A 15,153-nucleotide genomic window follows, 5' to 3' on the forward strand; every position below is an offset into this window, starting at 1 on the left:
CCTGGCCAGCGCCTCCCGGCACCAGCGCACCCGGCCCTACACACCCCGCCACAACGGCAAGGTCGAGCGCTACAACCGGATCCTGGCCGAAGAGCTGCTCTACTCCCGCGCCTGGGAGTCAGAAGCCGAACGAGCCGCCGCGATCGGCACCTGGAACATCCACTACAACTACCATCGAGCCCACACCGCCGCCGGCGACCAACCCCCAGCCTCACGACTACGCACCGGCGTCACCAACGTCATGAGCCAGAACACTTAGCGCCCACTCCCTGCGCGCGCCGGTGAGATAGCGCCCACTCCCTGCACACGCCGGTGAGATAGCGCCCACTTTCCGCAGGTGTCGGTGAGATAGAGCCCATCCGCAGGCGCGGCGTGGGCGCTAAGTCACCGGCGTTGCAGCTGAGTGGGCGCTAAGTCACCACCCCTGCAGCTGGGTGGTCGCTGACGCACCGCTGGGGTCGGCGGTGTGGCGGTGTGGGGTGACCACGAGGACCACCAGTGGAGTCAGCCACAGGAACCAGCCACGGGAGCCGACCACTGAGGCCGGCCACGGCGTCCACCGCTGGTAGCGACGTCCCGCGCGTACGCTGCCATGGTGGGGACAGCGGCGGTGCGGAGGTGGCGGCCGGCGTGGCCCTGCCCGACCGGGCTGGTGCTCGCGCCGCTGCGGCACGGACCGGGAGACCCGACCTTTCGCGCGGACGGTGCCGGCACGATCTGGCGGGCGATCCGCACACCCGCGGGTACGGCCACGCTGGCGGTCGCCCCGCTGCACGACGGCGAGATCCGCGCCCGCGCCTGGGGCGAGGGTGCCGAGTGGGCTCTGGAGGCACTCCCCCGGATGCTCGGCGCCGACGACGACCCCGCCGGTTTCGTGCCTCGTCACGAGATCGTGGCCCGGCTGTGGCGACGGTTCTCCAGCTGGCGGATCGGGGCGTCGGGGCTCGTCATGGAGTCGCTCGTACCCGTGATCATCGAGCAGAAGGTCACCGGAGCCGAGGCGTTCAGCGGCTACCGACGGCTCGTGCAACGGTTCGGCGAGCCCGCACCCGACGCGCCGGCCGAGCTGCGGCTGCGCCTGCCGCCCACCCCCGCGCAGCTGCTGGCGATCCCCTCGTGGGAGTGGTTGCGCCTCGGCATCGACCATGGCCGGTCAGCACCGCTGCTGCGCGCCGCCGAGGTCGCCTCGGCGCTCGAGCGCGCCGGCCGCCGCGGTGCCGACGAGCTCGACCGGTGCCTGCGCACGATCCGCGGCATCGGCGTCTGGACCAGCGCCGAGGTACGCTCCCGCGTGCTCGGCGACGCCGACGCGGTCAGCTTCGGCGACTTCCACATCGCCGGCAACGTGGGCTACGCGCTGACCGGCGAGCCCACCGACGACGCGGGCATGGCCGAGCTGCTCGCGCCCTACGCACCGCACCGCCACCGGGTGCAGCGGCTGATCGAGCTCGGTGGCGTGCACCGCCCGCGGCACGGACCCAGGATGGCGCCTCGCACGCATCTGCCGATCCCGCGATGAGCGGCGGGCAGCCGCTGGGGGCTATCCCCCGGCAACGATCTGGCCCGCCCCATGTCGCCGCGGCACCGCCCGCTCCTACCGTGGTCCCATGACACGACGACTGGGCCAGACGATGGCCATCGCGCTGCACCTCGCGGCACTCGGCCTCGCCGGCCCGATCGCGGTCGCACTCCTGGGCAGCGCGATCGGCATCGGCATAGGCGGCCTGTTCGCCCTGGGGCTCGGGGTGTTCGCGCTGGCCGCGGCGGCGCTCGGGATCTGGTGGATCGCCTGGTTCGAGGAGCAGCGGGTCGCCTCCCTCCTCGGTCTCGACATCCCCGTGCGGCGGATGCCGCGCTCCCCCCGCACCGACTGGCTGCGCATCCCGCACACGCTGTGGCTGCAGGTCACCGACCGCACCAACCTGCGCAGCCTGCTGCACTTCGTGATCATCGGCCTGCTCGGGCTGGTGACGCTCGGGCTGCTCCAGGTCACCTTCACCGGCGCCGCGTTCGGGATCGCCAGCGCTCTCACCTCCGCCGAGGTCTACGCAGCACCCTGGTTCGGTCTCGAGACCGGCCGGGGTACCGCCATCGGGATCGGTTTCGCCGGCATGCTGATCGGAGCGGTCGGCGTCTACCTGATGACGCTCGCGCACCGCTCGATCTCGCCCTCGCTCATGGTTCCCTCCCGCGAGGCCGAGCTGACCCAGCGAGCCGAGACCGCCACCCAGCGACGTCACGAGGCGATGCGCGCCGCCGAGGTCGAGCGGACCCGGATCGAGCGCGACCTCCACGACGGCGTCCAGCCGCGCCTGGTCTCGGTCGGCATGACCCTGGGCATGGCCCGCTCGAAGCTCGCCTCCGACCCCGAGGCCGCAGCCGCGCTGATCGACGAGGCACACACCTCGACCAAGGCCGCGATCACCGAGCTGCGCCAGCTCGCTCGCGGCATCCACCCGGCCGTGCTCTCCGACCGCGGGCTCGACGCCGCGTTGTCGGCACTGGCCGCGCGCTCCCACATCCCCGTGCACCTGGACGTGCAGCTCGACGGCCGGTGCTCGCGCGAGGTCGAGGCGGCGATGTACTTCGCGGTCGCCGAAGCCCTCACCAACGCCGCGAAGCACTCCGAGGCACGCACCTGCCGGGTCACGATCATGCGCCGACCGGGCGGCAACATCTGGGCCCGCATCGAGGACGACGGCAACGGCGGCGCCCGGCGCGTGCCCGGCGGCGGCATCGACGGCGTGGCCAACCGCGTCGCCGCCGCCGGCGGCGCCCTCTCCCTGACCAGCCCGGCCGGCGGGCCGACCACCATCGAAGCGAGCCTCCCGTGCGCATCCTGATCTGCGAAGACTCCGTCCTGCTCCGCGAGGGCATCGTGCGGCTGCTGGCCGACAGCGACCACGAGGTGGTCGCCGCGCTCCCGGACGCCTCACGCCTGGACGCCGAGGTGGCCGCCACCCAGCCTGACCTGGCGATCCTCGACGTCCGCCTCCCGCCGACGTTCACGGACGAGGGCATCCGTGCCGCGCTCCGGCTGCGTGCGGCGCACCCCGACCTCGCCGTGCTGGTGCTGAGCCAGTACGTCGAGGAGCGGTACGCGACCGAGCTGATCGCGGCCAACACCGGCGGTCTCGGCTATCTCCTCAAGGACCGTGTGGCCGACGTCGAGGAGTTCCTCGCGAGCGTCGAGACCGTCGGCGCCGGCGGCACCGCCCTCGACCCCGAGGTCGTCGCCCAGCTGCTGACCCGCAGGCACCGTGACAGCAAGCTGTCCCGGATGACCGAGCGCGAGTCCCAGGTGCTGGGGCTGATGGCCGAGGGCCGCTCCAACCAGGCGATCGCCTCCTCGCTCTTCATCTCCGAGGGCAGCGTCGAGAAGCACATCTCCTCGCTGTTCACCAAGCTCGACCTCGAGCCTGGCACCGCCGGCAACCGCCGCGTGCTGGCCGTGCTCGCCCACCTGAACTCCCACGCCGGAACGGAACCGCGATGACCACCGACATCAGCACCACCGAGGACGCCCCGATCGACGCACCGCCGCCCTCGCCGCCCCGGCGCACCAGCTGGGTCGCGACGCTGGTCACCATCACCGGCGTCATCCTGGTCGGGATCGTCGTCCTGCAGGCCGTGAGCCTGGGCCTGAGCACCGGCAGCGGCACCCGCAGCGCGAGCTACACGGCTGACGTCGAGGGCGTCACCTCGCTCGACATCGGCGTCTCCGCCGGTGACCTCACGGTCACGTTCGCCGACGTCGACGAGGCCCAGCTGGACGTGACCGGCAGCGGCTGGCGCGACAACACCGACTGGCGGCTCGAGGTCGACGACGGCCGGCTGGTCGTGCGCGAGGACGACGGCTGGTGGTTCTTCTGGCCGAACTTCGGCAGCTCGCGCACCACCGCCGACCTGGTGCTGCCGAGCGAGCTGGAGGGCACGGTCGCGGCCGACCTGGACGTGAGCTCCGGGGAGATGAGCGTCGACGGCGACCTGCAGGACGTCGTGATCGACGTGTCCGCCGGGTCCCTCACCTTCATCGGCGCCAGCACCTCCCTCGACGTCGAGGTCTCCGCCGGCAACGCCACGGTGGTGACCCAAGGCCCCGACGAGATCGACGCACGCGTCAGCGCCGGCCGGTTCACCGGGACCGTCACCGGAGCGCCGCCGTCCCGCACCACGGTCGAGGTGAGCGCCGGTGACGCGGTGCTCGACCTCCCCGACGCCGAGTACGCCGTCAGCGGCGACGTCTCAGCGGGTGACCGCACCATCGACGTCCGGACCGATCCCAGCTCACCGAACCTGCTCCACGTCCAGGTCAGCGCCGGCGACGCCACCATCGGCTACAGCGACTGACCGATCGCCCCCTGCGCCAGCCAGGACCCGATCTCACTGCACACCTGCCACTGGGCCAGCGGTGCGGTGACATCGGGGTCTGGTCGAAAGTGCGGTGAAACCGGGGTGGGGGCGAAAGTGCGTTGAAATCGGAGGTCGGGCGAGAGTGCGGTGAAACCGTAGGCTTGCGGCGGGGGACATCGCCCCGATGTCGTAGCAGGTGACGGGAGGGCAGCAGATGGCCGACGACGACTTCCTCGAGGTGATCGAGACCGAGGTGCGCAACGACCCGCAGAACCTCGGGCTGCTGGAGGACTTCATCACGCTGCTGCTGCAGTCGGACCCTGATCGCGCGGCAGCGGAGCTGGCCACCTTCGAGGCACGTGGGGGCGACGCCGCACGGGTGCGGGTGCTGCGGGCCCGGGTCATGGCGGGTCGGCTGCGCGGCGGAGCCACGGCAGCCCCGAGCGAGCGCGCGAGCGAGCCCGCACCGATCCCCGCGCCCCACGTGAACGACGTGGACGACGACGCCGACGAGGCGCCCGCGCCGGGGATGTGGGACGCCGAGCGACCGCACGTGACCCTGGCCGACGTCGCCGGTCTCGCCGAGGTCAAGCAGCACCTCGACTCCACGTTCCTCGCACCGCTGCGCAACCCCGAGCTGGCGGCAGCGTTCGGCCAGACTCCCGGCGGCTCCCTCCTCATGTACGGCCCGCCCGGGTGCGGCAAGACGTTCATCGCCCGGGCGATCGCCGGCGACCTCGGGGCGTCCTTCATCCACGTCACCCTCGCCGAGCTGGTCAGCAAGTACATCGGCGACAGCGAGAAGGCGATCCGGAGCGTGTTCCGCCATGCCCGGGCCGCGGCACCCTGCGTGATCTTCTTCGACGAGTTCGACGCGCTCGGCGCGCGGCGGACTTCCGGCGGCGGCGGGTCGCAGGCGATGCGGATGATCGTGACGCAGCTCCTCGAAGAGCTCGACGGCGTCTCGAGCGTCAACGACGGGGTGTACTTCCTCGCTGCCACCAACCGGCCCTGGGACATCGATCTCGCGCTCCGCCGCCCCGGCCGCATCGACAAGACCGTCCTCGTGCTGCCGCCCGATGCGGTGGCGCGCGCCGCGATCCTGCAGGGCGACCTCGAGGGCAAGCCGACCGACGCCGTCGACCTCGCCCGGGTGGCCGCGGCCACCGAAGGATTCTCGGGCGCCGACATCGCCCACGTGGTCAAGGTCGCGCTGCAGCAGGCGCTGACCGCCTCGATGGCGAGCGGGAGGATCGTGCCCGTCACGACCGAGGCACTGCTCGCGGTCGCGGCCGACGTGACGCCCTCGACGACGTCGTGGTTCGACCAGGTGGCGCCGGTGCTCGAGTACGGCGTCGACGACGGCACGTTCGAGCAACTGCGCAGCTACCGCGTGAGGCGGGGCATGCGATGAGCGCGGGTGGCGAGAACCCCACCGGTCCGGACGACGTCCGCGTCGAGCAGGAGGTCGACCCGACCGAGCGGGACGTCGACGTGGCGTGGGAGCTCTTCGACGCCCAGCCGACGCACCCCGAGATCGGCCGGCTCGCGACGCGCGTGCTCGCCCAGCAGCCGGGTCGCAACGGCATCCGGATCCTGCTCGCCATGCACCTCAAGGCGCGTGACGAGCTCGACGAGGCCCGCGAGCTGCTGCTGAGCGTGGTCGGTCAGCGTGACCGCTTCTTCGTGGACGCCGCCCGCGAGCTGCGCGACCTCGAGCAGTACGCGTACCGCTACCAGGAGGCGCGACGATGGGCCGACGTCGTCCTCGCCGAGGAGCAGGAGTCGTGGCTGGACGTCCTCGCGCTCGGCGTGGCCACCGCGATGGCCGGTGACCTGGAAGACGGCTGGCAGCTTCTCGACGACGGCGTCACGCTGTGCGCGCGCACCGACGCCGACAGCCTGCCCCACGCGCTGACCGCCCGCACGATCTACCTCATGCAGAGCTGGGCGCCCGCCGAGCGCTTCATCCCGGCGGCCGAGGAGGCGATCGCGGCCGACCCCTCCTCCGAGATCGTGGGCGGACCGCTCGCCTGGGCCTACATGCGCGCGGGTCGCTTCGAGGACGCCGAGGAGCTCACGCTGCGCATGCTGCGCCTGGACCCCACCGACGGCATGGCGGCGTCGGTGCTCACCGTGCTCCGGGAGTGGCAGGCGGTGGTCGAGCGGGGAGACGTCTCGCTCGCCGACATCCACGCGGCCGGCGTGGTCGAGTGGGTCTGGGGCCAGAAGCGTGACGAGCTGCTCGGCACCGACCTGGCCTCCGCGCTCGCGGCGCTCGAGGACGTGATGCCCGCGGAGCTCCGTGCCGCGTTGCGGCCACCGCTGGAGGAGGCGGCGGCCCGGGAGTCCGCGGGCGAGCGCGAGATCGCCGCGTGGCACGACGGCCAGGAGCCCGGCACCGGGGCGCTGTGGGGCCTCGACCGCGCCTTCCGGCTGATGTCGAGCACCGAGATCGCGGCGATGGACGAGCAGATCGAGGCGGAGCCCGAGGCGCACGCCCAGTGGGTGCAGAGCACGACCACCGACTACTACTCGCAGGTGATGACCGACGACGAGGGCAGCTACCTCATCGTGACCATGGACGGCCTCAGGATGCGGCGCACCGGCGCCGACGACGTCCTGGTGGCACCGAACCTGTCCGCGTGGTTCTGGGAGCGGGTGGCGGCGTTCGGTGGCCGGAGCCCGATCCCGCTGGCACGGCACGACGCCGCGACGAGATCGTAGGCTGGTGCCGTGAGCTCGACCGTGGATCCCGCCCATCCCGGGCGGGAAGCGCTGCAGAGCCTCGTCGCGGAGGTTGTCGCCGGCGGGATCAACCCCCTGGGCGGCATCCATGCCTACGACGCCGGCCGCGCCACGCGGTACCGTGCCTCGGCGGTGCTGGCGCTGTTCACGCCCACCGATCGGCGGGCGGCTGCGACCAACGGGGTGAGCGACGCCCTCGACCTGTTCCTCGTGCAGCGTTCCCCGTTGCTGCGGCTGCACCCCGGGCAGATCGCGCTCCCCGGCGGTGGCCTGGAGAAGGGCGAGACCGAGGTCGAGGCCGCGCTGCGCGAGACCGAGGAGGAGATCGGGCTGCCCTCCCGCTACATCGAGGTGCTCGCCCAGCTCGACCCGGTGCTGGTGCCGATCAGCGGGTTCGTGGTGCACCCGGTGCTCGGCTGGACCGACGCACCGGACGAGGTCAGCGACATCACCCCCGGCGAGGTGCTGCACACGTTGCGGGTGCCGGTGGCGCACCTGCTCGACCCCGCCCATCGCGCGACCGTGACGATCGCGGGCAATCGCAGCGCCGGGTTCGAGCTGGCCTCGGGCTGGGTGTGGGGCTTCACGGGCAACCTGCTGGACCACCTGTTCACCGAGCTGGGCTGGACCCGGCCGTGGCCGCGCGAGCGCGTGCACGCGATGACGATGGCCGAGGCCCGCGGCAGCCACCTGCGCGAGCCTTGACCGGCACGCGCGCGGCGCCCGCCGCCGCGTGATCAGCTGCGCGCGCTGAGGTGCCCGAACCGGTGCATGGTGCGGCTGATCGCCTGCTCGCGCAGGACGGTGAGCAGCTCACGGCGCCCCGAGGCCACGACCTCGCCCGCCAGGAGCGTGACGTCGGCGCCCTCCTCGAGCGTCGCGGACCAGAGCGCGGTCGCGTCGCCGACCACCCGGACCCGACCACGGACCTCGCCACCGGCGATCCGGGCGCCGAGCTCGGCGTCGGTCTCGGTGCGCCACTCCTGCGCGTCGGCCCAGGCGGCCATCTGCTCGGGCAGCGCGAGCTCGGGCGAGATGCTCACCTCGGCCGGGACACCGGCGCACTCGGCGGCCAGCAGCACCCGCAGCAGGGCCGGGATGCCGGCGTCGGCGCTGCCCCGGACCTGAAGGCCGGGCAGGCGTCGGTACCGGAACACGTTCGCCTCGGCGCGCAGGCCGCTCAGGTCGCTCTCGGTGGCGTAGTGGTCGCGGGCGTGCGCGTCGGAGGCGGCGGCATCGCGGAGCCAGGCATGGTCGGCGTCGGTGACCCAGCGACGGGCCGCACCGAGGATCGCCGCGACACGCGGACCGACCTCGCCCACCGCCGTCGGACGCCCTGCCTCGGACCACGTGCCGAGCTGGGCGACGTAGTTCGGGCCGCCCGCCTTGGCGCCAGGGCCCACGGCCGAGCGCTTCCAGCCGCCGAAGGACTGCCGCTGCACGATCGCACCGGTCGTGTGGCGGTTGACGTAGACGTTGCCCACCTCGACGGCGTCAAGCCAGTGGTCGATCTCCGCTTCGTCGAGGCTGTGGAGACCGCCGGTGAGCCCGTAGGTGCCGGCGTTCTGCCAGGCGATCGCCTGATCGAGGTCGGTCGCCGTCATCACGCCGAGGACCGGGCCGAAGTACTCGGTGAGATGGAACGGTGAGCCGGGCTGGACGCCGGCCTTGACGCCGGGTGACCAGAGCCGCCCCGTCTCGTCGAGCTGACGGGGCTCGACCGCCCAGCTCTCCCCCGTGCCGAGCGTGGTGAGTGCGTCCGCGAGCTTGCCCTGCGGCGGCTCGATGACCGGACCCATGCCGGCGCCGAGGTCGGTGGGCCAGCCGACCCGCAGCGAGGCGACGGCGTCGACCAGCTGCCGCCGGAACCGTTCCGAGGTGGCGGCCGAGCCGACGAGGATGAGCAGCGAGGCGGCCGAGCACTTCTGCCCGGCGTGCCCGAACGCCGAACGGACGACGTCGGCGACGGCGAGGTCGTAGTCCGCGCTCGGGGTCACGATGACGGCGTTCTTGCCGCTGGTCTCGCCATACACGCGCGGGCCGCCGGGTCGGTCGGCGCGCCAGCCGATGAAGAGCTGCGCGGTCTCGTAGGCGCCGGTGAGGATGACCGTGTCGACGTGCTCATGGGTGACGAGCGCGCGACCGACATCGCCCTCGTCGGCGCGCACGACCTGCACGAGGTCGGGGTCGGCGCCGGTCTCGGACAGCGCCTCTCGGATCGCCTCGACCACGATCTCGGCGCAGCGCGGCGTGGCCGGCGCGGGCTTGATGACGACGGCGGAGCCCGCCGCCAGCGCGGCGAGCACCCCGCCCGCGGGGATGGCGACCGGGAAGTTCCACGGCGGTGTGACGAGCACGACGCGGTCCGGCTGGTGCTCCAAGCCTTCCGCGAGCGCGATGTCGTCCAGGCCCTCGGCCGAGGTGGCGTAGTAGCGCGCGAAGTCGACGGCCTCGCTGACCTCGGGGTCGGCCTCCCCCACGGTCTTGCCGCCCTCGGCCGCCATGGCGGTGATGAGCTGGGTGCGTCGTGTCTCGAGCGCGGCAGCGGCGGCACGAAGGGTGCGGGCGCGGTCGCGGCCGGAACGGATGGACCACCCGGGCTGGACCTGGACCGCCCGGGCGATCACGCCGTCGACGGCTGCCTCGTCGGCGAGCACCGGCGAGGTGGGCTCGCCGGGGTCGGCCTGCACCGCCGCCGCGGCGGCGGCGCGGACCTGCGCCACGGAGGGGTCGGAGTCGGGGGTGTTGGCGAAGACGTCGGTGATCGCGGGCCGCGACGCGGTGCGACGGGCACCGCTCGCGGTGGTGGCGTAGGCGGCCATGCTGCGGCGGAACCGGCGCTCCTGGTCGGCCATGCCGTCGCGGGTGTCGCCGGCGAAGAGCGCGTGCAGGAAGTTCTCGGGGGCGGCGTTCTCCTCGAGACGGCGCACGAGGTAGGAGACCGCGACGTCGAAGTCGGCTCGCCCGACCACGGGCGTGTAGAGGATCACGGGGCTGGTGTGGCCGACGTCGGCCCGGACCGCACGAGCCTGCGAGGGGGCCATGCCCTGGAGCATCTCGACGTCCATCGCGGCGGCCACGCCGCGGCGCGTGGCGAGCAGGGAGGCGAACGCGACGTCGAAGAGGTTGTGGGAGGCGACGCCGATGCGCACGGCCTCGCACACCTCCGGGCGGAGCATGCGCTCGAGGAGGCGCACGTAGTTGGCGTCGACCTCGTCCTTCGTGGGGTACGGGGCCTGCGGCCAGCCGTGCAGCTCGGCCTCGACGCGTTCCATCGCGAGGTTGGCGCCCTTGACGAGGCGGATCTTGATGCGGGCGCCACCCTGTGCCCGGCGCTGCTGCGCGAAGGCGATCAGGCGCTCGAGCGCTGCCGGGGTGTCGGGCAGGTAGGCCTGCAGCACGATGCCGGCCTCGAGCTGGGCGAACTCGGGCTCGGAGAGCATGGACTCGAACACGTCGAGCGTGAGCTCGAGGTCGCGGTACTCCTCCATGTCGAGGTTGACGAACTTCGGCGGGGTGCCGGCGGCGGCCGTGCGGTACAGCGGGCGCAGCCGGTCGAGCACGCGTGCGGTGGTACCAGCGGTGTCCCACGTGCTGATCTGCGAGACGAGCGAGGAGACCTTGATCGAGACGTAGTCGACGTCGTCGCGCTCGAGCAGCCGGCGGGTGCGCTCGGCGCGAGCGGCGGCCTCGGACTCCCCCAGCACCGCCTCGCCCAGCAGGTTGAGGTTGAGGCGGTAGCCCTCGGCGCGGGCGGCGGCGAGGTGCTTGGCCAGGGCCGGGTCCTCGGCATCGACCACGAGGTGGCCCACGAGCTGGCGCAGCCGCTTCAGCGCCAGCGGGACCACGATCGAGGGCGCGAGGGTCGCCACGCGCGAGCCGACGCCGAGCAGCGCCTTGTCCGCGGGCGAGAGGAACGACGCGGCGCTTGCGGCGCCGGCGAGGGCGGCGAGCTCCCGGGCCGCGACCTCCCGGTCCTCGGGCCGCGCCACGCGGTCGACGAACCGGACGGCGAGGTCGAGCCCGGCCGGGTCCGCGACGAGGCGGGCGAGACGACCGGCGGTGCGGCGCTCCGCCGTCGTCTGCTGCGAGGCGGTGCTCTCCGCCCAGCGCCGGGCGAGCACGACAGCGTCCTCGACTACCTCTTCCGCTGGGGTCATGACCATGCACCCATCCTGACTCATCGATGGGAGGCAATTCACCGAAGAGCACATGCCCGCGCCGGGCCGTGTGTCCAGATGCGCACAGGTACGATCCCGTGTCGATCCGTGGGCCACCTGTGAGGTCATCGGTCGGTGCTTGCGCAGCGCAGGCCGCGCCCTGTCCGAACACCATCGCGTGAGAGCAGAGAAACCTCAGTCGTGACCACCTCACCTGACGAGGCGACCTCGGCCGAACGCTCACTCGTACCACCTGGCCTTCCCGGCTTGGGCGCGATCGCGGTCGGCCTGGTGCTCGTCCACAACGCTGGCGTGCGCCAGCTGCCAGGAGGATTTATCGGGATCGACGTCCTCTTCGTGATCGGGGGCTTCGTGATCACCGGGCTGCTGATCCACGACCTGGAGGAGTCCGGCCGACTCTCGTTACGCCGGTTCTACCGTCGGTGTGCGAACCGGCTGCTTCCGGCCGTCGGCGTGGTCCTGCTCGTCACAGCGGCACTCGTCGCCTGGACCACGGCGGAGAGAGAATGGCGGACCTTCGGGACGGACATCGTCTCGGCCGCGCTGGGCCTCGTGAACTGGCGCCTCGCGGCACGCTCCGCGGATCCTTTCGCTGCAAGCATCGGCGCCTCCCCGGTGCACCACCTGTGGGCGCTGGCGGTGGGACAGCAGCTCCTGCTCGTCTGGCCGGTGCTGTTCGTCGTGGTCGTGTGGTGGCTACGCCGACGGAGACATGCGCGCTTGCGTGCTGTGCTGACCCTCGCCGTTGCGGTGATCACCTTCCTGTCGTTCGTCTTGTCGCTCGTCCTCACGAACAGTCACCCCAGCACGGCATACCTCGCGAGCACGACGCGCCTATGGGAGCTCGGTATCGGTGCGCTGGTGGCCGCGGGTTCGACCGTGTGGCGCCGAGCGCCCCAGCGGGTGGGCCTGATCGTGGGATGGGCCGGGATCGGCGCCGTGGCGGTGTCGGCGCTCGTTGTCGCGCCGGGTGCTCCGTGGCCCGGGTATCGCGCACTGCTGCCCATACTCGGGACCGCAGCCGTGATCATCGCTGGGTTCACGAACGGCACTGCCGGTGCGAGCAGGCTGCTCTCCTCGAGGCCCATGGTCTGGGGAGGCGGACTCGCGTTCTCGCTGTACCTCTGGCACTGGCCACTGCTCGTCGCCGCGAGCGCGCTGTGGGGAGAGCTCGGTGCGAAGCGCGGTCTCTTGGTGGTCATGGCGTCAATGGTTCCCGCGTACGTGACTCACAGGCTGGTGGAGAAGCCGATCCAGTCGGTGCTCCATGTGAGCCGCTCCCGCCGGATCTCGCACTCGGTCCGAGGAGGCTCAGCCTTCGTCGGAGTGGTCGCAGGCCTGGCTCTGGTGCTCGCTGCGTCGGCGACGCCCAAGACGACCAGCTCTCCTTCCAGCGCCGCTGGCGCCGCCGTGCTGCACAGCGACGGCGTGACAACCGGTGGTGACGGGACCGTCGAGACTCTCGCTGACGTCGCATGGTTCATCCCCGACGCCATGGATGCGCCCGATGATCTCCCCGACGCCTATGCCGATGGTTGCCAGGTCCGGGCAGACTCCCCCGATCCGGTGCTATGCGAGTACGGCGACCCGCAGAGCGAGGTGGTGATCGCTGTCGTCGGCGACTCCAAGATCCTGCAGTGGCAGTCGGCACTGGAGCTGATCGCCGACACGCAAGGCTGGCGGGTCGTGTCATACACGAAGTCCTCATGTGGCTTCCATGCCGCGGTCCAGCAGCTGCAAGGCGCCGCGTACACGGCGTGCACCCGATGGAACCTCGCCGTTCAGGCTGCCCTAGTTGAGCTTGCGCCCGATGTCGTCGTGACCTCCCAGGGTGAACCGTTCGCGCTGGCAGACCCGGACGACCCCACGTCAACGACCTCTGAGGCGATGGTCGAGGGGTTGGTCGCGTCCTGGACCGCGCTCCTCGCGAACGAGATCGAGGTCGTCGTGCTCGTCGACAACCCTGGACCCGAGATCAACGCCTACGAGTGCGTGGCCGAGAACCCCGAGCACCTGGCGGCGTGCACCTTCGATCGCGACCAGGCCGTCGCGACGAGCGCAGCCCCGACACAGACGGCAGCCGCTGCACGCGTGCCGGAGGTCGACCTGATCGATCTCCGCGAGAGCATCTGCCCGTTTGCGGAGTGCGTGCCGGTGATCGGCAACGTACTGCTGTGGCGCCAGGGCACACACATCACGGATACCTATGCTCAGTCGCTCGCCGAGACGCTGGCTGAGCAGCTCGTGCCACTGGTCGAGGGCGGGAGCTGACGCCGCTGGCGCTCACCTATGCTGGCCGGGTGGCGAACGGCGGACTGGTGTCGATCATCATGCCCGTCCACAACAGCGCCGGCACGGTCGGGCAGGCCGTCCGCTCGGTCCTCGCGCAGGGGCATCAGGACTGGGAGCTGCTGATCACCGACGACGGGTCCTCGGACTCCTCGTGGGAGGTGCTGACCGGGTTCGCGGACCATGACCCCCGGATCAAGCCGCAGCGCTCGGAGCAGGCGGGCGGGCCCGCGGTCGCGCGCAATCGGGCTATCTCACGCGCGAACGGCTCCTGGGTGGCGTTCCTGGACAGCGACGACCTGTGGCTGCCCCACAAGCTCGAGCGCCAGATCGCGTTCGCCCGCGACACGCGGGCACCGCTGTCGTTCAGCTCCTACTACAAGGTCCCCGCTGACTACACGGGCGAGGCCGCGGACTTCGAGCCCGACGACCGGATCATCCGCGCCCGCGACCACCTCACCTACCGCCGCATGCTCGACGCGAACTTCATCGGCTGCCTCACCGCGATGTACGACCGCGATGCGCTCGGGACACGGTTGATGCCTGACCTGCGCAAGCGCCAGGACTACGCGCTATGGCTGTCGATCCTGCGAGACGGGCACGTCGCGCACGGGATCCAGGAACCGCTGGCCCTCTATCGCGAGGCCCGGGCGGGTTCGGTCTCCGGCAACAAGCTCTCGCTCGTGAAGTACAACTGGCAGCTCTACCGGGAGGTCGAGAAGCTGTCCCTCCCCCGCTCGGTGCGCTCGCTCGCGACCTCGACGGCGCGGTCGGTGCTCAACGGTCGCATCTGAGCCGCGACACGCCGTTCGCCCGCTGCTCTCATCGAGTTCTCACTCTGGACAACTACGTTCGGCGTCATGTCTGAGCGAGAGTCCATGCCGTTGAAGTCGATAGGAGTCGCCCTCTTCGGGGTGAGCTTGCTCCTGATCGTGGTGGACCAGCTCCTGTTCAACCTCCGGCCGGGAGAGAAGCTCGATGCGTTGCTCTACATCTACTTCGATGTGACACGTGAGGGGAACGTCCCGACCTTCTGGAATGCTGCGCTGCTGCTGCTGGTCGGGGCGACCGCTGCGCTCGTCGCCTACCTCACTCCAGGCCGTGCCGTGGGCTGGTGGGTCGCCGCCGCTGTCGCCACGCTCATGAGCCTGGACGAGACCGTGCAGATCCACGAGCATCTCAACGGGCTCGGGAACGCCATCCAGGCCTGGCTCGGCGTCACGTTCCCGACGTTCACCTGGCTGATCCCCGGCATTCTCATCGCCCTCGCCGGGGCCGTGCTGCTCTGGATCTGGTCGGGCCGTCAGCCCACCACGACGAGACGCGGTCTCCGGCTGGCGGTCGTGCTGTACGGCGGCGGCGTCGTGGCAGTCGAGGCCGTCGGCGGCATGGTGTGGCGCGCCACCTCGGGCGGGAGCGCCTACCAGGCCATGGCTGGCCTTGAAGAGCTGCTCGAGATGACGGGTGCTGTGGTTGCCGTCCTGGCTGTGCTCGCGATGCTCGTCGTCACGCGGATCGACGGGATCCGCTCAATCAGCACGATGAGTCGAGCAGCCGTGGAGGAGTAGCAGCGCGGTCAGCC

12 protein-coding genes are annotated in these 15,153 nt (G+C 71.6%); 11 read left to right on the forward strand and 1 reads right to left on the reverse strand.

Going from position 1 to position 15,153, the window contains the following annotated elements; genetic code table 11:
• From GPA04_RS16280 to GPA04_RS16315, 8 genes are all read left to right on the forward strand, one after another.
• A partial coding sequence (locus GPA04_RS16280; RefSeq protein ID WP_156225268.1) for an integrase core domain-containing protein occupies positions 1 to 259 on the forward strand: 259 nt, incomplete at its 5' end.
• 333 nt (positions 260 to 592) lie between these two features.
• A complete protein-coding gene (locus tag GPA04_RS16285) occupies positions 593 to 1,519 on the forward strand; it encodes a DNA-3-methyladenine glycosylase family protein (protein WP_156225269.1) in 927 nt (308 codons plus the stop codon).
• 88 nt (positions 1,520 to 1,607) lie between these two features.
• On the forward strand, positions 1,608 to 2,843 hold the full coding sequence (locus GPA04_RS16290) for a sensor histidine kinase (RefSeq protein WP_156225270.1): 1,236 nt from the start codon (positions 1,608 to 1,610) through the stop codon (positions 2,841 to 2,843).
• Positions 2,831 to 3,496: a LuxR C-terminal-related transcriptional regulator gene (locus GPA04_RS16295; RefSeq protein WP_156225271.1), complete on the forward strand. Its 666-nt coding sequence runs from the start codon at positions 2,831 to 2,833 to the stop codon at positions 3,494 to 3,496. Before GPA04_RS16290 ends, GPA04_RS16295 begins: the two co-directional genes overlap by 13 nt.
• Positions 3,493 to 4,350 (forward strand): DUF4097 family beta strand repeat-containing protein, encoded by an 858-nt coding sequence (locus GPA04_RS16300; protein WP_156225272.1) that lies wholly within the window; start codon positions 3,493 to 3,495, stop codon positions 4,348 to 4,350. The genes GPA04_RS16295 and GPA04_RS16300 overlap by 4 nt, the downstream gene beginning before the upstream one ends.
• A gap of 217 nt (positions 4,351 to 4,567) precedes the next feature.
• Positions 4,568 to 5,767, forward strand: a complete 1,200-nt coding sequence (locus GPA04_RS16305) for an ATP-binding protein (RefSeq protein WP_156225273.1) — start codon at positions 4,568 to 4,570, stop codon at positions 5,765 to 5,767.
• A complete protein-coding gene (locus GPA04_RS16310) occupies positions 5,764 to 7,080 on the forward strand; it encodes a tetratricopeptide repeat protein (protein ID WP_156225274.1) in 1,317 nt (438 codons plus the stop codon). The genes GPA04_RS16305 and GPA04_RS16310 overlap by 4 nt, the downstream gene beginning before the upstream one ends.
• Before the next feature lie 9 nt (positions 7,081 to 7,089).
• A complete protein-coding gene (locus tag GPA04_RS16315; protein ID WP_156225275.1) occupies positions 7,090 to 7,806 on the forward strand; it encodes an NUDIX hydrolase in 717 nt (238 codons plus the stop codon).
• Between the two features lie 32 nt (positions 7,807 to 7,838).
• Here the strand turns inward: GPA04_RS16315 and GPA04_RS16320 are convergent, their stop codons facing one another.
• Positions 7,839 to 11,267: a bifunctional proline dehydrogenase/L-glutamate gamma-semialdehyde dehydrogenase gene (locus tag GPA04_RS16320; RefSeq protein WP_241680861.1), complete on the reverse strand. Its 3,429-nt coding sequence runs from the start codon at positions 11,265 to 11,267 to the stop codon at positions 7,839 to 7,841.
• Between the two features lie 261 nt (positions 11,268 to 11,528).
• Between GPA04_RS16320 and GPA04_RS16325 the strand changes: the two genes are divergently transcribed.
• The 3 genes from GPA04_RS16325 (at position 11,529) to GPA04_RS16335 (ending at position 15,139) form a co-directional block, all read left to right on the forward strand.
• Positions 11,529 to 13,553: an acyltransferase family protein gene (locus GPA04_RS16325; RefSeq protein ID WP_156225277.1), complete on the forward strand. Its 2,025-nt coding sequence runs from the start codon at positions 11,529 to 11,531 to the stop codon at positions 13,551 to 13,553.
• A gap of 29 nt (positions 13,554 to 13,582) precedes the next feature.
• Positions 13,583 to 14,365 carry a glycosyltransferase family 2 protein gene (locus GPA04_RS16330; RefSeq protein WP_206674261.1) on the forward strand — a complete coding sequence of 261 codons (783 nt, stop codon included), beginning with the start codon at positions 13,583 to 13,585 and terminating at the stop codon, positions 14,363 to 14,365.
• Between the two features lie 66 nt (positions 14,366 to 14,431).
• A complete protein-coding gene (locus tag GPA04_RS16335) occupies positions 14,432 to 15,139 on the forward strand; it encodes a DUF8692 domain-containing protein (RefSeq protein ID WP_162458641.1) in 708 nt (235 codons plus the stop codon).
• The last annotated feature ends 14 nt before the right edge of the window (positions 15,140 to 15,153 follow it).

Source organism: Pseudactinotalea suaedae, from assembly GCF_009733815.1.
Taxonomy (GTDB): Bacteria; Actinomycetota; Actinomycetes; order Actinomycetales; family Beutenbergiaceae; genus Pseudactinotalea; species Pseudactinotalea suaedae.